The sequence below is a fragment of the candidate division KSB1 bacterium genome, assembly GCA_034505495.1.
Lineage (GTDB): Bacteria > Zhuqueibacterota > Zhuqueibacteria > Residuimicrobiales > Krinioviventaceae > Fontimicrobium_A.
Genome location: JAPDQV010000023.1, coordinates 1 through 22,788 on the forward strand (window position 1 = coordinate 1; position 22,788 = coordinate 22,788).

18 protein-coding genes are annotated in these 22,788 nt (G+C 55.6%); 8 read left to right on the forward strand and 10 right to left on the reverse strand.

Annotated elements, in window-relative coordinates:
* From ONB24_09900 to trxA, 9 genes are all read right to left on the reverse strand, one after another.
* Positions 1 to 650: AMP-binding protein (locus tag ONB24_09900; GenBank protein MDZ7316423.1), on the reverse strand; the 650-nt coding region annotated here is incomplete at its 3' end.
* Positions 629 to 1,684 (reverse strand): o-succinylbenzoate synthase, encoded by a 1,056-nt coding sequence (gene menC / locus ONB24_09905; GenBank protein MDZ7316424.1) that lies wholly within the window; start codon positions 1,682 to 1,684, stop codon positions 629 to 631. The genes ONB24_09900 and menC, both read right to left, overlap by 22 nt.
* A complete protein-coding gene (locus ONB24_09910; GenBank protein MDZ7316425.1) occupies positions 1,681 to 2,559 on the reverse strand; it encodes a 1,4-dihydroxy-2-naphthoate polyprenyltransferase in 879 nt (292 codons plus the stop codon). The genes menC and ONB24_09910 overlap by 4 nt, the downstream gene beginning before the upstream one ends.
* Entirely contained in the window at positions 2,556 to 3,401 is an 846-nt protein-coding gene (menB, locus tag ONB24_09915) for a 1,4-dihydroxy-2-naphthoyl-CoA synthase (protein MDZ7316426.1), read from the reverse strand. Before menB ends, ONB24_09910 begins: the two co-directional genes overlap by 4 nt.
* A gap of 3 nt (positions 3,402 to 3,404) precedes the next feature.
* Positions 3,405 to 4,205 (reverse strand): 2-succinyl-6-hydroxy-2,4-cyclohexadiene-1-carboxylate synthase, encoded by an 801-nt coding sequence (menH, locus tag ONB24_09920; GenBank protein ID MDZ7316427.1) that lies wholly within the window; start codon positions 4,203 to 4,205, stop codon positions 3,405 to 3,407.
* Positions 4,202 to 5,899 (reverse strand): 2-succinyl-5-enolpyruvyl-6-hydroxy-3-cyclohexene-1-carboxylic-acid synthase, encoded by a 1,698-nt coding sequence (gene menD, locus ONB24_09925; protein MDZ7316428.1) that lies wholly within the window; start codon positions 5,897 to 5,899, stop codon positions 4,202 to 4,204. Before menD ends, menH begins: the two co-directional genes overlap by 4 nt.
* Positions 5,896 to 7,251, reverse strand: coding sequence for an isochorismate synthase (locus ONB24_09930; protein ID MDZ7316429.1), 1,356 nt, complete (start codon positions 7,249 to 7,251; stop codon positions 5,896 to 5,898). Before ONB24_09930 ends, menD begins: the two co-directional genes overlap by 4 nt.
* Before the next feature lie 10 nt (positions 7,252 to 7,261).
* Positions 7,262 to 7,957, reverse strand: a complete 696-nt coding sequence (gene ubiE / locus ONB24_09935; GenBank protein ID MDZ7316430.1) for a bifunctional demethylmenaquinone methyltransferase/2-methoxy-6-polyprenyl-1,4-benzoquinol methylase UbiE — start codon at positions 7,955 to 7,957, stop codon at positions 7,262 to 7,264.
* Between the two features lie 193 nt (positions 7,958 to 8,150).
* Positions 8,151 to 8,516: a thioredoxin gene (gene trxA / locus ONB24_09940; GenBank protein MDZ7316431.1), complete on the reverse strand. Its 366-nt coding sequence runs from the start codon at positions 8,514 to 8,516 to the stop codon at positions 8,151 to 8,153.
* A gap of 138 nt (positions 8,517 to 8,654) precedes the next feature.
* Between trxA and ONB24_09945 the strand changes: the two genes are divergently transcribed.
* From ONB24_09945 to ONB24_09980, 8 genes are all read left to right on the forward strand, one after another.
* Positions 8,655 to 9,068, forward strand: coding sequence for a 6-carboxytetrahydropterin synthase (locus ONB24_09945; protein ID MDZ7316432.1), 414 nt, complete (start codon positions 8,655 to 8,657; stop codon positions 9,066 to 9,068).
* Positions 9,069 to 9,071: 3 nt separating this feature from the next.
* Entirely contained in the window at positions 9,072 to 9,632 is a 561-nt protein-coding gene (folE, locus tag ONB24_09950) for a GTP cyclohydrolase I FolE (protein ID MDZ7316433.1), read from the forward strand.
* 3 nt (positions 9,633 to 9,635) lie between these two features.
* On the forward strand, positions 9,636 to 10,346 hold the full coding sequence (locus ONB24_09955; protein ID MDZ7316434.1) for an SDR family oxidoreductase: 711 nt from the start codon (positions 9,636 to 9,638) through the stop codon (positions 10,344 to 10,346).
* 106 nt (positions 10,347 to 10,452) lie between these two features.
* Positions 10,453 to 12,354: a hypothetical protein gene (locus ONB24_09960; protein ID MDZ7316435.1), complete on the forward strand. Its 1,902-nt coding sequence runs from the start codon at positions 10,453 to 10,455 to the stop codon at positions 12,352 to 12,354.
* Between the two features lie 10 nt (positions 12,355 to 12,364).
* Positions 12,365 to 14,392 (forward strand): hypothetical protein, encoded by a 2,028-nt coding sequence (locus ONB24_09965; protein ID MDZ7316436.1) that lies wholly within the window; start codon positions 12,365 to 12,367, stop codon positions 14,390 to 14,392.
* Entirely contained in the window at positions 14,389 to 15,411 is a 1,023-nt protein-coding gene (locus ONB24_09970) for a bifunctional oligoribonuclease/PAP phosphatase NrnA (protein MDZ7316437.1), read from the forward strand. Before ONB24_09965 ends, ONB24_09970 begins: the two co-directional genes overlap by 4 nt.
* 48 nt (positions 15,412 to 15,459) lie before the next feature.
* The gene (locus ONB24_09975; GenBank protein MDZ7316438.1) at positions 15,460 to 17,769 is read left to right on the forward strand and encodes a PAS domain-containing protein; all 2,310 of its coding nucleotides are present in this window, start codon (positions 15,460 to 15,462) and stop codon (positions 17,767 to 17,769) included.
* A 44-nt stretch (positions 17,770 to 17,813) separates the two neighbouring features.
* The gene (locus tag ONB24_09980) at positions 17,814 to 19,625 is read left to right on the forward strand and encodes a response regulator (GenBank protein ID MDZ7316439.1); all 1,812 of its coding nucleotides are present in this window, start codon (positions 17,814 to 17,816) and stop codon (positions 19,623 to 19,625) included.
* A gap of 45 nt (positions 19,626 to 19,670) precedes the next feature.
* Here ONB24_09980 and ONB24_09985 read toward each other — a convergent pair whose 3' ends face one another.
* Positions 19,671 to 22,787 carry an efflux RND transporter permease subunit gene (locus ONB24_09985; GenBank protein MDZ7316440.1) on the reverse strand — a complete coding sequence of 1,039 codons (3,117 nt, stop codon included), beginning with the start codon at positions 22,785 to 22,787 and terminating at the stop codon, positions 19,671 to 19,673.
* Between the last annotated feature and the right edge of the window lies 1 nt (position 22,788).

The window sequence follows — 22,788 nt, forward strand, 5'->3', positions numbered from 1 at the left end:
GGCTCGGTGAAATCGAGTGACGCCGACAGGGATGGCTCCGGCGGAATAACGACCGAGGCACCGGAAAGCATGGTTCGAAAGAGCACGCCAAGTCCGCCGACATGAAAAAGGGGCAGAGAAAGCAGCCATCGATCACCTGCTGTCAAAGGCATATTTTCATTGGCTCCCAGCGCACTGTAAAAATGATTGCGGAAAGTGTGAACGCAGGCTTTGGGTTCGCCCGTGCTGCCTGTGGTAAACAGGATCGTCGCCCATTGCGATCGATCTTGCGCAATTGAGCGTGCCTTGGGTTGAAAGGAGAGAAGCTCCGGACTTTTTTCGCCAGGTCCATAAAAAAACCGGCATCCGCTACGGCGGCATTGCTCAAGCGCAGGCTCATACGGCAGGCGATGGTTCAGCAGAACGGGTATTGCTCCCGCCGCCCATACGGTAAAGATTTTTCGGATTGTTTCGAGGGAAGGTTCGCCGGACAGGCCGATCAATTCGCCTTTGACTTGCGGCTGTAAATCTTCCGCCTTATGAACGGCCTCATTGATCAACTCGGCCCAGCTCATTCGGCCTGCGGCGCTCAAGACTCCGCCTAATCCGCCGCGTCGGCGCAAAAAGATCGCCAACTCTTCGGCGGTGGTTATCGGCTTGATGCGGGGCACGTCAGCTCCGATTCATTCACATGAAAGCTGTTTTCGAGCTCCGGGAGCTTAAGGACGCCGCCCTTTGTGTCTATGGGCCGGCTGAGAAAGTCGCGGTCCAACAGCGAAGCGGTATCCAAACCCATAACAGTGTCGGGGCAAAACGCAGCGGCAACGGCAGCGGCCGTACGCAGGCCGACGGCGCTGAGCAGCGGCGAGCTGATCACCGGCAGGATGCCGCGCTCCCTTGCTCGAGCAATGCATGCGATCAAATCTTTGATGCCTCCGTGAATTCCCGGCTTTAAAATCCAGGCCGCTGCGGCAAGATGTTCGCCTTCCGGCATCAGCAGCGACTCATCAAGAGCCGGCGCTATGGGAGAGAATCGGCTGAACTCGGGCAGGTCGCGCGGATCGTCGACCGGTTCTTCGATGTATTCGATCGGGAGATCGGCAACGGCGCGGGCAAAATCGACCGCCTGATCGAGCGGCAGCAGCCGATTGGCGTCCAGACGCAGCTGCAGGTTAAAGGCGGCGATTTCTTTAATTGCCGCAATCTCGTCGGCCAATGCCAGTCGGCCCACCTTGATTTTGATGACTCTGTATCCCTCCTCGGCGAGTCGAGCCGCCTGCCGGACGAGCTCGCCGGCGGAATCGCCGTAGGCCAGGCCGTTATTGGGTATTTTCTCGCAATTTCCTCCCAAAAGGATTGCCGGCGTCAAACCTTGTTGGGACGCGCGGAGATCAATGAGCGCGCTCTCCACGCCGAAGCGTAGTGCCGGCGAAGAGACGGCCGTGATTTCTTTTATCTGCAAAAACCGCTGCCAATCGTTTTCGTTGTTCGCGATTCCTTTGGAGAGAAATTGGTGAAACTGATCCAAGACATCTTGGGATGTATCGACAGAAAAGCCCGGCAGCGGCGATGCCTCGCCCCAACCGCAAAAGCGGCCGTCGAAGGTGCAGATAAGGAAGCCGCGCCTGCACTTCATGTCGGTTTTGCCGATGCGAAACGGCCGCTTCAGCGGAAGCACATATTCATAAAGCTGCAGGTCGATCACACCAAAATTCCAATGGAAAAAAGCAGGCTGTAGATCAACAAAAGCCGACCGGTCTGGGCGAGCGCTTCATTATACTTTCGACTGGGCGGCTCGCGCAAAAGGATGCGCAGTGGGGGAATCGCTTCTGCAAAAGCAGCGACGGCCAGAAGCGCAGTCGGCTTGACTTGCCCGGTAAGCACGAGCAGTAGCGGAATGACCAGGACGGCGACTATGACGCAGCAGAGGTATTCGCCGCGGCCGAATGCTGCACCCCAACGCACCGGCAGCGTCAGTTTGCCGGAGGCGCGGTCGTCATCGATATCGCGCAGGTTATTGACCGTCAGGATCGCCGTAGAAAGAAGGCCGGGTCCGACAGCGGCCAAGAGAACGTTTGGGGTGACGGTCAGGGCTTGGACGTAGTAAGTGCCGGCGACCGCCGCGAAGCCGAAAAAGATAAAGACGAACAATTCACCCAGTCCATGATAGCCGAGTGGATACGGCCCGCCGGTGTAGAGCACTGCGCAAAGGATGGAGAGGGCGCCGATAATGATCGCCGGCACGCCTCCGCGCACGACCAGATAAGCGCCGCAGACAGCCGCCGCCGAAAAGACGACGAGGAAACCGTTGCGCATCTGCTCCGGCTTGATCCAGCCTGCGGCTACGGCGCGCGTTGGGCCAAGCCGTTCCGCTTTGTCGCTGCCGTGACGATAGTCAAAATAGTCATTGGCATAATTGGCGCCGATCTGCAGGAGCAGGGCGCATGCGCCTGCCAGAAGTGCCGCCAAGGGGTGAGCGCGGCCGTCTCGGTATGCCAAGGCGGTGCCGATGAGCACAGGAGCTATGGCCGCCGGCAGCGTTTTAGGACGGGCGGCAAGCAGCCAAGGCTTGAGGTTCATTGCTGTTCTCCGTTCTTGGTGCTCTTTGGACGACGAAAGCGGCTAAAGTCAGGTTTGCGCTTTTCGATAAAGGCGTCCCGTCCTTCTTTGGCCTCATCGGTCATGTAAAAAAGCATGGTGGCGCAGCCGGCCAGCTCCTGCAGTCCGGCCTGGCCGTCGCAGTCGGCGTTGAGCGCAGCTTTGAGACAGCGGATCGCGGTCGGTGAGTTGGCGAGAATCTCCCGGCACCATTTCACCGTTTCTTCCTCCAATTGCTCCAAAGGCACGACCGTGTTCACAAGTCCCATAGCCAATGCTTCCTGGGCGGAATACTGCCGGCAGAGGAACCAAATCTCGCGCGCCTTTTTCTGCCCCACGACCCGTGCCAGGTAGGAGGCGCCGTAGCCGCCGTCGAAGGAGCCGACGCGCGGTCCGGTCTGGCCGAAAATCGCATTATCGGCAGCAATGGTCAAATCGCACAGCAGGTGCAGCACATGGCCGCCGCCGACGGCATAGCCGGCAACCATGGCGATGATCGGCTTGGGGCACCGGCGCATTTGCCGCTGAAACTCGAGCACGTTGAGCCGATCGGTTCCTTCGGCATCGCGATAACCGGCGTGGCCTCGCACCTTTTGGTCCCCGCCTGAGCAGAAGGCCTTCTCTCCTTGGCCGGTGAGAATGACGACGCCGATATCCGGATCTTCTTCGGCATCCCGCAAGGCCGCCGCCATTTCAGTTACCGTCAGCGGTCGAAAGGCGTTACGTACCTCGGGTCGATTGATGGTGATCTTGGCGATGCCGTCATATTTTTCGTAAAGAATGTCCACGAATGTTCCGGCGCTTTGCCATGGAAATTTGCTCATAGCTTACTCCCAACGTTTGTCCAAAAGCGACGATTGTTGCAAAATCTCGGCAATAACATCGGCCAAAGCAGTCGGGTTCTCCAAATGGACCGCATGGCCGCATTCCTTTACTACATGCAGCGTCGCCGACGGAAGAACGCTCCTCATCCATTCGGCTTCGCGTCGATATTTCTCATCCTTTTCACCCACGATCAGATGCAGCGGAACGACCAGTTCCGGCAGCTTGTGCCGCATCGGCGGCTGCGACGCTTGTCCAAGCGAAAGTAAAGCCGCGGCTACGGCTTCAGGTCGGTTCTTTAAGCGGCGGGCAATGGTCTCGGCGTAATAAGGCGAGCTGCGAATATCGGCAAACAGCGGCTGCGCGTACCATTGATCCAACGCTTCCGCCAATGGCTGATGACGAAACCGCTCAGCCCACAGCTCTTCCCGCCGACGTCGATCGGCTCTTTCCGATTCCTCGATGCCCGGCGACGCTGAAACGAGTATGACAAAATGAAACCGATGCGGAAAGTGCAGCGCGGCATAAAGTGCAATGCGGCCGCCCATCGAATACCCGACGAGCCCGATTTTACGAACATCGAGGGCATTCAGCAAGGCAATAACGGCCTCTATGGTTTCCTTAAAGTCCGCCTTGAGATGATTTGCCTCGCCGTGCCCCGGCAGATCGACGGTGACACAGCAGACTCGATCGGAGAGGGCTTGCGCAACGCGGAGCCAGTCTTGACGCGCGCCCAAAAAGCCGTGCAGAAACAGGAGCCGGCAGCCTGCTTCATTGCCGAACTTGTCAAAGGGAAGAACGCTCATGAGTTGTTCCCACGGCTTTGACGGATTGCTTCTTCGATTTTGCGGTGCGCCTGAAGGTTTTCTCGAGGATCGCTGACAACCTCGATGAGCGTCGAACGACCGCTTGTTAAGGCGCGCTGAAAGGCGGCCTTAAATGCTTCGACGCTCTGCGGTTGTTCATAATCCAGGCCGAACAGCTCGGCGGTCTTTTTGAACCGCAGACCGTGCGGTGTCTGGAAATAATCATTGTATTCAGCATAGTCGGCTATAGGCAGAAAAGCAAAGATGCCGCCGCCATTATTGTTGACCACGACAATAGTCATCGGAGAAGGGGAACGTGCGGCAAGCAGGAGAGAATTGAGATCGTGCAGCAGGGCCAAGTCTCCAATCAACAGAGTGGTCGGCGCCGCGAGACCGCGGGCAAAGCCGACGGCAGCAGCGACGGTGCCGTCGATGCCGCTGACGCCGCGGTTGCCGCCGACGGGGCGAGGTTTCCTGCCGCGGGCGGCAAACCAATGCATGTCGCGCACCGGCATGCTGTTGCCCAAAAATAGGCCGTGCTCATCCGGAAGAAGTCGGGAAATCCAAAACGCCGCGGCCGGTTCGCAAAGCTCGGCAGAGAACCACTCTTTATTCCACTCAACGGTCTTGCCGAGCGATGAGCGACGCGGCAGCTGTTCCGCCAAAGCACGGGCAACGGTCTCCGGGGCAGCATTGAAACGATGCGTCACCCAATGTCCCGGATCGGTTCGGCGCGGAAACTCGTCGATGTGGACGAAGCATTGCGGCGGATTGGCCTCCAGAGCCGTATGGAGCTGCTTCGACAAGAAAGGCCCGCCTAGGTGCAGAGCACAGTCGATCGGCGGCCGTTCGGCGAGCAATCGGCGTTCGTCGACCAAGGGCGCATCGAGCTCGGCAAAGCGAAGAGGATGGAGTACGTCGATGTGAGTCGGCCATTGCAGGGCGGTGATCAAGTCGGCGACTGCTTTCCAATCATGATAGGGCGGCCGACGGCCGATGATGAGCAGCGGATGGGATGCATTTTGCAGCAGGGGCAGAATCTGCCGTGCGGTTTCTCGTCCCGTATCAGGAGGGCGGGTGTAAACGGTAAAAGGGTTGCGGTCCTGCTGCCAACGGGAAAATGCCGGTGAAGTCGGAAAAGAAAACGGCGTCGGTTTCGGCGCCAACGGCTCGCGAAACATTATGTTGATGTGCACGGGACCGGATTTCTCGACGGCCGCCGCAACCGCCCAATCGAGCGATGACAAAAGAAAATCGGGCGATATTTTTTCATCAGGGCAGGGTAGGGTGAGTCTCTGCCGGACGAATTCTCCAAAAAGCTGTCCTTGACGGATGGTCTGATTGGCGCCGACGTCCTGCAGTTCCGGCGGACGATCGGCCGTAAGTACGAGCAGCGGCGTCCAATCCTCCGAGGCCTCAACGACAGCCGGCAGATAATTGGCGCCTGCAGTGCCCGACGTGGCGATCACCGCGGCCGGTTTGCCGCAGGCCTTGGCATAACCGACGGCCAAATAGGCCGCGCCGCGTTCGTCGTGGGCAATGACCGCTTCGGCCTCAGGATGACGGGCAACCGCGACTGCCAAAGGTGCCGAACGCGAGCCGGGAGAAATGCAGAACAGCCGGATACCCAGCCGAACCAGTTCCTCGACGATTAAAGAAGCCCAAAAGAGGTTAAGGTTTTCAGCGGTAGTCATTCTAATCCAAAGAGCTGCATAAAATTCTTGGTCTTGTTGCGCTTTTCATCCCATTCTTTTTGAGGATCCGATCCCTCGACAATTCCGGAACCGGCATAGACTTCGAGACGGTCGCCGTAGACCAGAGCGGAGCGGATCGCCACGGCAAATTCGGCCTCGCGGCGGGAAATCCAGCCGAGGGGCGCAGCATACCAGCCGCGATCGAACGGCTCCAGTTGCGCAATGGCATCAATGGCTTGCCTGCCGGGTAAACCGCCGACCGCCGGGGTGGGGTGCAGCGCCAGGATGAGGTGCCCGTCCGTTACCTCTTTGCGAAGCTCGGCGCTGAATTCGCTCACCAAATGCTGAACGTGAGTAAGTTTGACGACCTGCTCCGTAGTAACTTGCTCGATATGACGACAAAGAGGAGTGAGCTTTTCCAGAATCATCTTTTGCACCAACCGATGCTCCCGCTGATCCTTGTCCGACGCGCGCATCTCGAGCGCTAACCGCTCATCTTCCTCATCTGAAAATCCTCGGGGCCGCGTCGCGGCAACGGCTTCGGTAAAGATCGTCGAATCTCGCCGCTCAAAAAGGCACTCGGGCGACATGCCGATAAAAGCGCTGCGGGGATTGAACTGCAAAGCAAAGTGAAAGGTGCGTCCGTTCTTTTTCAGCAGATAGTCCAATAACAACCATGGACTAACGCTTTTCTCCAAGCGCAGCATGGTTTTTCCGGCCAAGACAATCTTTATGAGATCGCCTTTGCGGATGGCATCCAGAGCGGAGTTGACCATTATTTCCCAAGCTTCGCGGTTCGGTATTTCGCTGTGCTCCATCACGGCCGGTAAGGCTGTCTCTGCAAAGGGCTGCGGGGGCAGCAGCCATTCTTCGACTTCGCGCCTGCAGTCTCTATAGAGTTGGGTAGAATCGGTATCCGGCGAAAGAAGAAAGTTCATGGCGAGTCGTTCGCCGTCGGCATGGCTGACCAGCTCGAAACGGGGGAGGATAAAGTGATATTTGGCGAAGGGTTGCCAGATTTCCTCCATTGGTCGTGAGGGATCGAAGCGCATGCCGCCGAAATAGCGCACTCCGTCATCAGCCGTAGCCAGGCGGTGGTGAATCGTCTGAAAGATCTTGGGAGAGTTGGATATCAGGTGATGGACTGCGCCAATTGCGGCTATGCGTTCGCTTTGATCGCGCTTGGACCAAAAGATCCGCGCGGCAGCTTTTTGACCGTTCAGAAAATGCAAAAGATCGAGCCCCTCGACCGGTACCTCCACTCTGCCGATGGACAACCCCGAACGGTTTGGGCGCATCAGCTTTTTTTTCAACTGTTCAAGCAGCTCGGTTCCAAGATCCGTAAAGGTCATAGCCGGGTCATCAACTTTCTTTCGTCGCCATGTACAATGTTGTAATGCCGAATGTGAGTGATCGGTACGATGTATCGGAAAAACCGGCCTGTCGAAGGCGCCGGAGCAAGTTTTCGCTGCGACTAAAATCCTCGATGGTCACGTTGAGGTACCGGTATGCTTTGCGGTCTCCTGAAAGCGCGGCGCCGATTCTCGGCAAGATGTGCCGCAGATAGAACCGGTACGGAACGCGGATAAAACGATTTTGCGGCATCGAGAATTCCAGGATGAACAGCCGGCCGTTCGGTTTGAGGATGCGGTACACTTCGCGTAGCGCTTCAGAGACGTCGGCAAAGTTACGGATGCCGAAGGCGATGGTCACGGCATCAGCCGAGCGGTCTCGGATGGAAAGGTGCAATGCATCGCCGGAGATAAGTCGAAGCGGCAGATCGCGGCGCTCAGCCTTGGCTTTGGCGACTGCCAGCATTCGACGCGACGGATCAACCCCCAGCACGAATCCTTGGTGGGACTTTATCAATAATTCCAAAGCCACATCCCCTGTGCCGGTCGCCAAATCGATGACAATCGACGTCGGGCCGAGAGGCAGCAGACGGAGCATCGTCTTGCGCCAGGAAACATCCAGCCTTAATGAAAGAACGCGGTTGAGCAAGTCATAACGTCGGGCGATGCGGTCAAAAAGTCGGCTGGACCAACGTTTTTGCCGCAAAAGGATATCCTGTTCGCTTCGTTCCACACAAAAAATTATTGATTTTTGACGAGAAAACCAAGGCGGTAAAGCCGTCGCTTAAGCATAAAAAGGCCGCCGATTCGATGCGTCGAGCGCAGCGAAAGGCGGCCTTTGTGTTGTAGAGGAGGAGGAGAAGGAATGGTCTGTGCAGGGCCTTGCCGATTTGTAAAATTTAGTTGCCTGCTTGCGCCGCCACTTCTGCTTTGATTTTTTCCATATCCAAAGCTCGAACCTGGCGGATAATGTCCTCCAAAGCCGCTTCGGGAAGGGCGCCCGGCTGCTTGTAAAGCAGAATCCCCTCGCGAAATATCGCGAGCGTCGGAATGGACTGGATGCCGAAAGCGGCAGCCATTTCCATATTCTTTTCCGTATTGACTTTGTAGAATCCGATATCCGGATGATTTTTGGCCGCTTTCTCAAAGATGGGCGCAAACATGCGGCACGGGCCGCACCATTCCGCCCAAAAATCAATCATGACTATATCATTTTTGGCCAGAACATCGTCCAATTCTTTTAAGGGCAGATCGTAGTAAAGCATAGTTACTCCTTATTTTTATGTTCGCTAAATTAGATGAAGAAACGCAAAAAGGATTCAAAACTCTTTTTGCGACTTTGGAATTTTACTCGTGCAGAATTGTTCATTGTGTTAAATTTTGGTGATCGTTTAGGAGACTCTATGCCGATCGTCTATGTTACGCGAAAAATTCATTTCAGCGCCGCGCATAGGCTGCACAGCGACAAGTTGAGCGAAGATGAGAATCGCCGCATCTACGGATTGTGCAACAATCCTCTCGGCCATGGCCACAACTATGAGGTGGAGGTGACGGTCTGCGGCGAGCCGGATCCGATAACGGGAATGGTCATCGATCTCAAGGAGCTGAAGGAAATTTTAGAGCGTCGTGTGGCGGCGCCTATGGATCACAAACATCTCAATGAGGAGGTCGATTTTTTGGCCGGTGTTGTACCGACTGCCGAGAACATCGCCGTGGCAATCTGGCATCAAATCGAAGGAGAGTTGCCGAAAGGAAAATTGTACGAAGTAAAAGTCTATGAAACCGAACGCAACATTGCCGTCTATCGAGGAGAATAAACCATGTCGGAAAGAATTGAACAAGCCGTTACTCAAATCCTGCAGGAAATCGGAGAAAATCCGCAGCGCGAGGGGCTTATCAAAACACCCCGGCGCGTTGCCAAGGCCTATGAATTTTTGACCAAGGGCTACAAGGTCGACATTGAAAAGCTCGTCAACGAAGCCATTTTTCATGAAGAGTGCAACGAGATGGTGCTGGTACGCAACATCGAGTTCTATAGTCTGTGCGAGCACCATATGCTTCCTTTTTACGGCAAATGTCACGTGGCTTATCTGCCGAAAGGCAAGATCATCGGTTTGAGCAAGATCCCGCGGCTGGTGGACGCTTTTTCGCGGCGCCTGCAGGTGCAGGAACGGCTCACCAATCAGATCGCCATGACGCTGCAGGAACTGCTCAATCCCTACGGCGTCGCCGTGATCATGGAAGGTAAACATCTCTGCATGATGATGCGCGGCGTTGAAAAGCAGAACAGCTTTGTCACTACCAGCGCCATGCTCGGAACTTTTAAGCAAGAACGGGCGACGCGCATGGAACTCCTCAACCTCATTCAGACGCAGGTGTAACGTATGGACCTTTGGAACAAGATCGTTTGGATAACCGGCAGCGGCCGCGGCATCGGCGCTGCTACTGCCGAGCTGTTGGCCGAGCATGGAGCACGCATCGTCGTTTCGTCTCGCAGCGAAGAGAACGCCGAGATGGTCGCGTCGCGCATCAACGCCGAAGGCGGCTCGGCTCTTGCCTTTCGCTGCGATGTGAGGGACGAACGTCAGATTCAAGAGTTGGTGGAACAAACAAGCGAAGAATGGGGCCCAATCGACGTGCTCGTCAACAATGCCGGTGTGGCGCACTTTAAAAAAATCATCGAAACAAGTCCTGAAGAGTGGGACGAGATGATGGACGTCAATCTCAAAGCGGCGTTTCTTTGTACGCGTGCCGTCCTGCCGAGCATGATGGATAGGGGAGAGGGGCACATCGTCAACATCGTTTCGGTAGCCGGCATGCAGCCTTATTACAAATCCGGCGGTTATTGCGCCTCCAAATACGGGCTTCTGGGATTTACCGAAGTCCTGCGCCTGGAAACCCGCAAGTACGGCATAAAAGTGACGGCCGTGGCGCCCGGGGCGACGCTGACCGACATTTGGGGCGACCGTGCCGTTGATCCTTCCCGCATGATGCGGCCGCAGGATGTGGCGCGTGCCGTTTTGGCCGTGTTGCTGGCTGATCCCGGCGCCATGGTCGAAACCGTCGTTTTGCGCCCCCAAGGCGGTGACCTGTGAAGCCTTGTATAATCCCAAAATGCTCCGCGGTCGTTAAGGCCTTGTTTCGATGGTTGGAATTCGATATATTGCCTTGATGTAGAAAACAATCGATTAGGATTACTGGGTGAGCAGACGGATAAAATGGGCTGCACTCGCCGGCCTTATGCTGCTGTTTCCTTTGAACGGCGCCCAATGGCCGAATAACTTGATGACCGCCGATCAGATCAAGCCGGGTCAACGCGGCTATCTCAAGACCGTTTTTTACGGTGAGGCAGTCGAGCTGGTGGACCTCGAAATCGTCAGCGTGATGAACAACTATTACCCGCATCGCGACGTGATCGTCGCCCGCCTTTTGGGCGAAAAAGCCGAGCGGAACGGCGTGGTCAGCGGTATGAGCGGCAGTCCGGTCTATATCGACGATCGTCTGATCGGCGCCGTGGCCTATCGTTTCGGCGAATTCATGAAGGAGCCGATCGTCGGCATCACGCCCATTGCGGAGATGATCGAGATCGAGCAAAAAGAGCTGCAGCGGAGCGAGCCGGCAAGGCGATCGGCGGCTTTGTTCGACAAATTTATGCAGGCCGTGCAGGTCGGCGCCGATTCGCTGTTTTGGATCAAGCTGCTTAAGGAAAGCGATACTGGATCCGAGTCCTCCGCCGGTCTACGACGAATAACCTGCCCGCTGTCTTTCGGCGGATTTTCGTCCGCGACGCTGCAGGGAATTGAGCCCATCATGCAGAATCTCGGCTTTCAAATCGTGATGTCGGGAGGGAGCGGGAGCGAGAACCGCAACACGACTCTTTCTCCGGGTTCAGCCGTTTGCGTCGTCTTTATGACGGGCGATTACACCATCGAAGCCACCGGCACCGTCACCGCCGTCGCAGGCAATAAGGTTCTGGCCTTCGGCCATTCGTTGTTCAACCTGGGACCCATCTCTTTGCCGCTTGCCGGAGCGACAGTCTACGCCACGTTGCCCAGCCTGATGGCGTCGAGCAAAATGGCGGCCGCAACCGAGGTTCTGGGCACCTTTGTGCAGGATCGCACCACCGGCGCTTTAGGGGATCTATCCCGCATGCCGCGCATGGTGCCCATACAAATTGCGGTGGATTCGCCGCAAAGCGGTCTGCAGACTTTTTCTTTTCAACTGGCCGACGATCCGGCCTTTAATAACATTCTCCCGCTTTTTTTGCGTACAGCCGTCATCCAGGCGGCGTTTTCTGCACGTTTGGGCGGCGAACAGAGCTCCTGCCGCTTGGAGGGCCGAATACGCCTCGCCGACGGCCGCAGCGTGCCGTTTGATGATCACTTTTCTTCGCGGCAGCGTCTCGGATTCTTGGGAGCCGGCGAAGATGTTGCTTCGGCAGCCGATCTCGTCGCCTCCGCCCTCGGCACATTGATGGTGCACGATTTTCCAATGCCGCGAATCGAAGAAGTTCAACTTAAGCTGACTTCTTTTCCCAAAGAAAACTATTTGACCCTCGAGTCTGTCCGTACGACCAAAATGACGGTTCAGCCCGGCGATACGCTTTTTGCCGCGGCGGTTTTGCGTGACGATCGCAATAACAGACGAGAGGTAAGACAGCGATTGATTGTTCCCAAGAATTTGGCGGCCGAGCGATTGTCGCTCATCGTCAGCTCGGGGGCCCCGCTGAGCAATTATGAAATGCAGAACAATCGCGGCAAGTATGTCCCCAGAGATTTCGACCATCTCCTTACCCTCATCAACGAGCGCCGTAAACCGCAGATGCTGTTTTTTCAGCTTCGTGTTGAGGACGAAAGCGTGGCGGTGCGGGGAAAAGAGCTGACCAACCTTCCGCCCTCCGTTGCTGCTATGATCAATTCCAGCCTGGAAAAAGGAGCGGTTGTGCCGCTGCGCGATCGGGCGCTGCTCGAAGAAGCGGTGGCCTGCGGCAGCGCGGTTACAGGCGGACAAAGACTCACACTGCGTGTCAAGGCTCCGGCAGAATCGCGCAAAGAGGAACCCAAACGTGACGCTGCCGACCGCCTTTATCGACTTTTATTCTGAATGGAAGCCTATGAAAACCAGAGCCATCGTTTTTCTTTTTGTTTTAGTCGCTGCAGTTTTTGGCAAGAGCGTGGTTTTCGACACCAAGAGCGATTTTGAGCGCGGCAAGCTGTTCAATGTTGCGGTCATTGCCGACGGCAGATTGACCGCCGCACCGGCCGTCAAAAAGCTTTTCGAGAGCGAGGAATCGACGATCTGGACCGCCGTCGGCGACTCACGCGGACGCATCTATTTGAGCACCGGCAATGAGGGCCGCATCCTCTGCCGCGAACCGGACGGCCAAGTCCGCACACTCTTTGATGCCGAAGAGATATTCTTTTTTGCGCTTGCCGTCGATCGCCAAGACCGGCTCTATGCAGGCGCTTCGCCGGGAGGAAAGATCTACCAAATAACTCCCGACGGCCAAAGCCGTCTTTTTTTCTCTGCCTCGGCTGAATATATTTGGGATTTGCAATTCGATGCACGCGGACGACTTTTGATCGCCACCGGCAAACCGGGCCGCATTGTGCGAATCGACGAGCGGAACAGGACGGAGACCCTTTTTCAGGGCGAAGTCGATCATGTACGCACACTTGCGGTCCGCAATGACACTCTTTTTTTCGGCACCGGCGGACGCGGTTATGTCTTTCGCTTGGCTGCCGACGGCAAACCTTTCGTGCTCTATGACCCCAAAATGGAAGAAGTGCACCGATTGCTTTTGGAAGACCAATCGCTGCTTTTTGCCGCCGCGCTCAACCGCGTGACCTCTGCCGGTGCCGTCGGACAAAAAGATACAACGGCCGAGGCTGATGAAGATGAGGATGCGCTTCGTCTTATGGGGAAGAGCGGCTCGATCAGCTCTTCTTTTTTTCGAATTTCGCCTTACGGTTACGGCAAAGATCTGTGGGTCGGCTCGAGCGACCGCATTCAAACCGCTGCTCATTTTAAGGATAAGCTGTTGATTGGTTGCGCTTCTCCGGCAAAGCTGATTCTTCTCGATCGTAACGGCGAGAGTTCTCTGCTCTCTCGGCTGACGGAACAGCAGGTCAGCTCATTTCTGCAAACTCGCGGTCGCTTCTTTTTTACAACCGCACATCCGGCGCGCCTTTACGAATTGACGGAAAGCCTCGCAGATTCTTTATGGTACGAATCCGAGGTCATCGATGCCAATACAAGTTCGCAATGGAGCAAATTGATGATCGAGGGCAGCGGCGTGCAGGGAATTACGATCTTTACCCGCACCGGAAATACCGAACAAGCGACCGCCTATTGGAGCAGTTGGCAACCGGCAACGCGTTCGGGCGATCTGTATCTTGTTTCCAGCCCGGCAGCGCGCTTTTTTCAGTGGAAAGCCGTATGGAATGACCGAAAGGCGGTGATCGACAAAGTGACGGTAAACTATGCGCAAAGCAATCAGGCACCGGAAGTGACGATGGTGGTTGTTCATCCGCCGGATGAGGTCTATGAGGCAGAGGGCGGAGAAAAGGGCGACGGCATCATTTTCCCGGCGCCGCTCGGACAGAAGCAAAATAAGCGGGGTTTTCGTTGTGCGGATTGGACATTCGAAGATGCCAACTTTGATAAACTCGTTTTTTCCCTTTCCTATCGTCGGGTCGGTGAACAACTCTGGCGCAAGATGGCCGGAAATTTAAGCGTCAATGTCTATTCTTGGGATTCCATGCAGATGGCGGACGGCTGGTACGAACTTAAAATCACCGCCAACGACAGTCTCAGCAATCCGAAAGAGAAGAGTCTCAAAGGTGAACGAGTGAGTCGGCCGTTTCTAGTCGACAACAGTGCGCCGAGCCTCGAGAATTACCGCGTGACGGCTGGCCCGAAACCCTCTGTCGAATTTGAGGTCAAAGATGCCTGGCTGCCGATCAAAAGCGCTCAGATCAGCATCGATGCCGGAAAATGGGAGCCGCTTTATCCCGTAGACGGCCTGTTCGACGCTCCGTATGAATCTTTTCGCTTTCAGTTGCCCGACGAACGTCCGCACGATGTCGCGATCAAAGTCGAAGACCAAAATGGTAACGTCGGAGTTTACCATCGGCCATGACAACGTCGTTCGATGCCGCCGCTGCGGCCGAGAAATTGAAGAGCTTTCTCGGCGATAAAAGTTGTATCTTGATCTCTACGCATCGCAACCCCGACGGAGACGGTTTGGGCAGCGAAATCGCACTTGCCGAATATTTGAAGCAAATCAGCATCGAGCCGATAATCATCAATCCTGATCCGACGCCGCAAATTTACGAATTTTTAGATCCGAATCAGGAAATTCGGATCTATTCAAAAGACGCTTTTGACGCGCTTGAGCAAAGGTTGGACGGAGTCATTCTCGTCGACGTAAACGAAACGCATCGGCTGGATGATCTGGGCAAAAGGCTGCAGGATTTGCAGCTGCCGATCGCGGTCATCGATCATCATCCGAACGGCAACACAGAAGCAGTTTGTGCCATACTGGATGCCGCGGCGGCCTCCACCGGCGAAATTCTTTTCGAACTGCTCGTTGCCGCAGACGCAACCATTTCTTTGCCCATGGCGGAGGCGCTCTATACATGCATTTTGACGGATACTGGAGCTTTCCGCTTTAACAACACGACGCCGCGAACGCATCGCATCGCCGCTCGGCTCCTCGAAATAGGGGTGAGGGCGCGTGACATCTACTCGACAATCTATGAGAGCTATTCGAAACAGCGGGCTTGGCTAAAGGGCGAGCTGTTGGCCGGCCTTCGGTACGAGCTCGACGACCGGCTGTGCTGGTTCGTCCTGTCGCGTGAAATTTTGAACAAAACCGGCGCCACACTGCAGGATGCCGAGGGTTTTGCAGAACTTCCCAACATTATTCGCAGTGTGGAAATGAGCCTCCTGTTTACGGAAACCGAAGACGGCGTTACCAAAGTGGGTTTTCGCTCCAAAGGACGGGTGCCGGTGCGGCCGCTGGCCGAACAGTACGGCGGCGGCGGACATTTGTATGCCAGCGGCGCCGTTTTGCCGATGAGACTCGATGAGGCGATCCGCATTCTCGTCCCCAAGGCGGTCTCGTTCCTCCAAAAGCACCTTGAAGGCAGCGACTGACGGCATTTTTTGCCTCTGTTCCGCCGATGTCGAATTAAAAGTGGGAATATGGCGGGAATCGAACAGGAAAAACTCGATGCTTTCTACCAGCTGGCCAGGATTGCCGTGCTTATTTCCGATCCTGCCGGGCTCGAAAGGCATTTCTGTGAGCTGCTGAAGCGCCTGGTTTCCTGCAATGCGGTGCTCGTCTTTCATTATGTTACGGAAAAACGGCAGCTGATCGCCGCCAATCCTTACAATCCCGGCCAGGACGGCGAACAAAGTATCGCTATTTCGGAAGAAGAGCCCTTTTTTGCCGAACTGCTCCTGAGGCGAAAGAGCGCTCTCAAGCAGAACAGCGCAACCCCCATCTTGCCGGCCATGGGCTCGGAGCTGTTTATTCCGCTCATTTCTCCCTTTGAGATACTCGGTATCTTGTACGTCGCCCGCATTACCCCTTTTGGTTTTCCCAAAGAGGAAATCCAGTTTCTCGAACACGCTGCGGTTAATTTGACCTTTGCGCTTGAACGGGAAAGCCTGCGCCGACAGATCGTGCGGCGACAAACCGAGATTTATATGCGGCAGCAAAGTTACCTCGCGCTCCTCGAAGCGATTCCGTATCCGGCTTTGGTCGTTGATACGAACAACGATGTTTGTAACGAAGCGAACGAAGCGGCGAGGCGGCTGTTCGGCGCCGATCGAGTTGGTTTTATCGACAAGCCCTTTCGGTCGCTTTGTCGATTGGAATCAGAGGGAGAGCGTGTTGTGACCGTCATCGACGGCAGACGCTATGCCGTCGTCTCGATGCCGCTCGGAGAGTTGCCGCAAAGCCTCTATCTTTTCATACCGCTGATCTCCACCGCTGCGCTTCGAACGGCGGCTCTTTTTTCGACCTCGTTGCCCGTTGACTGGCCGGAGTGCGTCAAGGCGGTTGCTTCGGCTCTACAATCACCGATCGCCGTTTGCCGCCGCTCCGAAAACGGCCCCTGGCAAACCATCGGCGCTTTTCACCCGCAGTTACCGGCAGAGTTTGAGGCTGAAGGTCTGGAAGAGTTTTTCGAACGATCTATTCAGATGCAGCGGCTGCTTCATCTGAACCCCGCGCATGCAGGCGCACCGGACAGCATCAGCCTCCGGTTCGGCAACAGCGCGCCGGCAGTGGTCGCGCCTTTATATGAGCTTCCTTATCAAGCATGTGCCGTCTTTTTTACGGAAAGCCCGATCGAGCGGCCGCAATTCGAGCAGGAGATACATCTTGCCGCAGCCGCTTTGTCTCTCAAATTGTTGCAAAAGGAAGCCGAACGCGCCGATGCCGCCTCGCGGCGCGCCTCTCTTGCAGCCGAACTGCAGCTCTTTAAAAAGGGAAAGCCGCCAATCGATCAATTGTTCGTCGATGTGCTCGAGACAATGACGAAATATCTTGCCTGTGATTTTGTCTCTTTTTCCTTGACCCAAGGGGGGGAATTTACGACGGCGTTCTGTACCCCAAAAATACAGCCCTTTTTGCCTTCGGGGGTAGAATTGCTGCCGATGGCTGAAGCCAAAGGCGAGTGGCGCCTGCTTGCCGTTTCCGAGTCAACCTCCGAACCCGCTTCCCCGTCGACTTGTGGAGGATTGCCTTTCACTTTGCCGGCGCATTATAGCACTTTTATTTTGGATGGTCAAAACAGTCTTGGACGAATTGTGCTTGGTCGCCTAAAGAATGCTCCCTTTACGCCGGATGAACGGCAGATGGTGCAGGACGTCGCATCGGCCTTGGCGGAAATCCTGACGGAAGAAACCAAATCGATTACGACTGTTGTGCGTTTCACGCCCATCATTCCTCTGCTCGCCGCTTTTAAAGGGGATTATTGGACAGAGGCGTGGCGTAATGCGGTCGCCGCGACAGTGGGCGATGCGACGGTGCGTTTTGGTTTTCATAACGAGGCTGATCCGGCGGACTGCATCCGCATGGTTTTGCCGGAAGTGCTTGGAGAAAAGATCTCGCCCGAGAAAGCGGCAGCTTTTTTGCCCTCCTTTGTCCAGGACCGGGCGCCGCTCCTTGTACAGACGGCCGAGGATGCGGTCGAATGGTTCTGTCTACCGGAGACACCGCCTCCGGATCCCTGGCGGCCGCTCATTCTGACGCCGGTCGTGCATGCCGAACGATTGGCTGCGGTCTTTTCCGTGTCCGCCGGCAGTCAAGAACATGAAGATCAGCTTTTCGAACTTTTGACGCAGGTCGCCGAAGCGCTATGCCTGCTTTTCCCCTTTGAAGAACTATTGCGGCGTGAATTCGAGACCGGCTTGCGCTTATCGAGCGTGGAACAAATTCTGCAAAAGTTGGGCGGCAGGTTGTCGATCATGCCGGCGGCTGAAAAGGCGAGAGGGATCATTTGAATGATTATTGAATCCAATCATGCTTGATCATATAGGGGAATAATATGCCGCAACCGATCAAAGCACTCATCATCGAGGATGATCTGCAGCAGGCGCGGGCCTTTGCTCTGCGGCTCGGCAAATACAATCCGCCGTTCGACGTCCGCACCGCCTACGACGCCCAATCGGCGTTCGATTTCCTCGAATCGCAACCCTTTGACGTTGTCACGCTCGACTATCATCTTCCGGGCGCCAGCGGTTTGGAGGTGCTGAAAAAAATCAAAAAGCAGCATCCCCATCTGCCGGTGGTGATGTTGACCGGCCAGGGCGACGAACAGGTGGCGGTGCAGGCGATGCGTTCCGGCGCCATCGATTATCTGACTAAAACACCGGAACAGCTCGACATGCTGCCGCGCGTTCTGCTGCGGGCGGTGCGCGAAAATCAACTGACGTTGTTATTGGAGCAGAGCCGAAGGCGTTATTATGATCTGTTCCACAACGCCGATATTGCGATTTTCGTCATCGATGCCCAGACGATGCAGATCGTGCAGGTCAATCAGCGTGCCAAAACGCTGCTGGGTCTGGAAGAAAGAGTGTTGCTGCAGAAAGCTTTTTTCAATATTGCTTCGCCTGATCAGCAGGCCATGCTGGAAAAAATGATCGAGCAGATCAACAAAACGGGACATGGACAGGCGCAAAACTTGACGTTGTTGGGGGCGGAACGACGCCCCATCCCGACGGACATCACCGGCGCCCTCGTTGAGTCGGGAGGCAGACGGCTCATCGAGATGTTCGTCACCGACATTAGTGAAAAGCTGCGCATTCAACGACAACTTCAGCTCAGTCAACAGCGGCTGCTGGCGTTGTTCAACGGCATAACCGATCTGATCTGCGTCATCAATAACGATTATCGCCTTCAGATGGCCAACAAGTACTATATGGAAGCGACCGGAACGGACCCGAGGTCTTTGATGCAAAGGAGTTGTCACGAAGTGCTTTTCGGCCGTTCCCATCCTTGCGAAAACTGTCCGGCCCCCAAGACTTTTCTCGACGGCCGCTCCGAGTTTATCGAAATGCACCACAACGGCAGAGTCTATCACATCTCGACCTTTCCGATGCGCAATTTGGCGCAGCAAGTGGAATACGTGGTCGAATACGTCAAAGATGTGACCCAGCAGAAAGAAGTCGAACGGCAATTGATGAAGGCGGAAAAGATGGCGTCTCTGGGGCTGCTCTCTTCGGGGATTGCCCACGAGCTGCGAAATCCGCTCAACGTCATCGAATCGGCGCGTTATGCTATCGAAACCGAACTCGGAGACCGTTTCCCCGAGATCACCAAAAAGCTGCAGACCATCCGCAGCAATGTGCAGCGGGCGTCGGCCATCATCGAAAATCTGCTCCAATTTTCACGCCCGGCGGTTTCGCCGAAAGAAAAAGTCGAAGTCGTTGCGCTGCTGCACAGTGTACTCGGCTTATTAGCCGAGGAGATCAAAAGTCGGCGTATTCGCACGGCGGTTCAGGCGCCCGAACCTCTGCGGGTAATTGTGAATGTCGATTCGCTCAAGCAGGCGTTTTTGAATATCATCCTCAATGCCGTTCAGGCGATGCCGAACGGCGGCGATCTCATCATCCGCTGTCGGCGCACTGAAGCCGGTCAGGTGCAGATCGATTTCGAAGACACCGGCGTCGGCATTCCGAAAGAAAATATGAAGTACCTCTTCACGCCCTTTTTTTCCACAAAAAGCCCCCGCGAAGGTACGGGACTGGGGCTTTACCTCACCTACATGCTCCTCAAGCGGGAGGGTGGAGATATCCGCTGTCGCAGCGTCGAAGGCAAAGGGACGACATTCAGCCTGCTTCTGCCTGCCGCTCAATAAAAAAAGCGCCGGTCAATCAACCGGCGCTTTTTGAGATTACGCTTTTTAACCCGCTATCCGTGCCTGCCGCTTAGCCTGCTTTTTTTGTTTTCTTTTTGCCGAAGTGATTTCAACCACCGCATAAATGACCGGCACGACGAGCAATGTCAAAAGCGTGGAAACCGTCAGACCGCCCATCACCGCACGGGCCATCGGCGCCCACTGTTCGCCGCTCTCTCCCAAGCCGAACGCCAACGGCGTCATGGCCAGGATCGTGGTGGCCGCAGTCATTAATACCGGCCGCATACGGATTCTGCCCGCCTGAATGAGAGCCTCGAACAAATCTAACCCGCGATGCCGCAGCTGATTGGTATAGTCGACCAAAACAATGCCGTTATTGACGACGATGCCGACCAACATCACGATTCCCACCAATGCCATGACGCTCAGAGGCGTGTTGGTAATCAGCAGAGCCAGCGCTACGCCGATAAAGGACATGGGGATGGTAAAGAGAATGATGAACGGATCAACCAGCGACTCGAACTGCGAGGCCATCACCATGTAGGTGAGGACAATGGCGACCAGCATGGCGATGCCCAAGTACATAAACGATTCCTGCATGTCTTCGGCTGAGCCGCCGATCTCGAAACGAAAGTCCGGCGGAACGGCGACGCCGGCAAGAACTTTTTTCACGTCGCGGGTAATGCTGCGCAGGTCGCGTCCCGAGATGTCGATGTTGACGCTCACAACCCGCTCTTGATCTTCACGCACGATGGTTTGCGGAGACTTGGTGTACTCGATCGAAGCGACGGCGCGCAGCGGGATTTGGCGGCCCTGGGGCGTCATGATGAGCAGATTTTCCAGATCTTCTTTGGACTGCCGCGCTTCGGGAGCCAGCTGGACGCGGATGTCGAACTCGTCGCCGCCTTCGCGATAACGCGTGACAACCGAGCCTAGAATGCTGGTGCTGACCGTCTGTCCCACTTGCGCCGTACTCAGGCCGAGATCCGCTATACGGTCACGGTCAAGATTGATGACCAATTCCGGCCGCGCCTTCTCGATGCTCGTCTCGGCAAAGACTACGCCTCGTATTTTTTTCACACGTTCTAAAATGGTGTTGGCCATTGCTTCGGCCATGCTCAAGTCATGGCCGATGATCTTGACGGTTATATCCGCCGCGTTCCCCATCATGGCCTGCTGTCCTCGGTCGGAAAAATTGATTTTGGCATCGGGAATACGGGCAAAATCCTCGCGCAGGGAAGCTTTGATCTCATCCTCACTTCGTTTCCGTTTGCTGAGGCTGGGCAGACGAACGGTGATGTCGCCTTCGGCGGCAAAGCGCGAGGAAAAGAACGCCATGATGCCCTCTCCCTGCCCGAACGTGGATAATGTGCCGACGGCCTCGGGCACTTTGGCGGCGAGAATGTCGTCGATCTGCTTCATGGTCCTTGACATTTCATCGAGACTGATGCCGGGTGTGCGGTCTACAGCGATGGAGATAAAGCCGTCGTCGCCTTCCGGCAAAAACTCGCCGCCGCGCACCACCAGCAGCACGACCGAAACGATAAACAGAGCGCCGGTCACGGTTAAGACAAGACCGCGATGATGCAGCGCCCATTCCAACCGTTGCGTGTATCTCTCGCGCAACGAATCGATCCATTGCCCGATCATATCGCTCCATTTTTTCCACCGCCCTTCAGCCGCTTTCTCGGCCGTTAAAAAGCGGGAGGAAAGCATGGGAATCAGCGTCAAAGCGACGACGAGTGAAATAATCAGCGAGGAACAGATGGTAATGACCATCTCCTTGAACAACTGTCCGGCAAGTCCAGGGACAAATAGAACCGGAACAAAGACGGCCAACGTCGTCAGAGTAGAGGCGGTAATAGCCATGGCCACCTGGTTCGTTCCGTGGTTGGCAGCATCGACCGGACCGTCGCCCTCTTCGCGTAGGCGGAAGATGCTTTCCAATACAACGATGGAATTGTCGACCAGCATACCGACGGCCAACGCCAGACCCGCCATCGAGATGATATTCAGCGTAAGTCCGGCTTGATCCATGACCGCAAAAGTGGCCATAATGGAAATGGGGATCGATACGGCAACGATAAGCGAACTGCGTAGATTGCGGAGAAAGAACAGCAGCACGACAAAGGTGATGACGATGGCCTGCAGGGCCGTGTTGCCCAGATTGGACATGGAGCGGCGAATAAACTCGGACATGTCCAGAAACGTTTCGATGTGCACACCTTTAGGCAGCTCGCTTTGAATTTTCGGCAACTCTTTCATGACTGCCTTACAAGCTTGAACCGTGTTGGCGTCCGACTGCCGCTGCAGAAAGAGCATGACCGACGGCTTGCCGTTCGCCCAAGCTCTTTGCCGTTCTTCTTTGAATCCGTCAATGACGTCCGCAACATCCTTGATCCGAACACTTGCGCCGGCGGGCGACAGAATGCTCGTGTTCTCGATCTGTTCGATGCTGCGATATTCGCCGACGGTCTGAATGGTGAATTCCTGGCGGCCGTTTTCTATATAGCCGCTGGGGATTTGCAGATTGTTGATCTGCAGAGCCTGTACCACCTGCTGAATGGACAAGTTATGAGCGCGCAGGCGCAAAGGATCGACCAGTACTTTGATTTCCCGCGCCATGCCGCCGGTCGTCATGGCGGAGGCCACCCCGGGAATGCGCTCCATGCGCGGTTCGATCTCGTGCTGGGCAATGCGGCGAAGCTCCGCCGGCCCGTGGACGTCGGAAGTGACCGAAAAATAGAGAATCGGCTGCATCGAGGGATCAAAGGCGAATACCATCGGCGAGGTCACGTCCGGCGGCAGCATGTCGCGTACAAAATCCAATTGATTGCGCACGTCGATTTCGGCTTGATTCATGTCGGTTCCCCAATCGAACTCGAGCGTGATCAGCGACAGGCTCTGCGCCGATTGGGAATTGATGCGCTTGACGTTTTTCACCGTCGCCAACGTCTCTTCGATCGGTCGGGTCACCACCGTTTCCATGTCGAATGGACCGACGCCGGTATACTGTGTGATCACCGCAATGACCGGAAATTCAAGCTTGGGATAGAGATCCAGCTTTAAGCGCAGCAGCGAAAAAAAGCCGAACCCCAGAATGATCAAAAAGACCATCGTCGAGGTGACGACTCTTCGGACGGCAATTTCGGTAATCTTCATA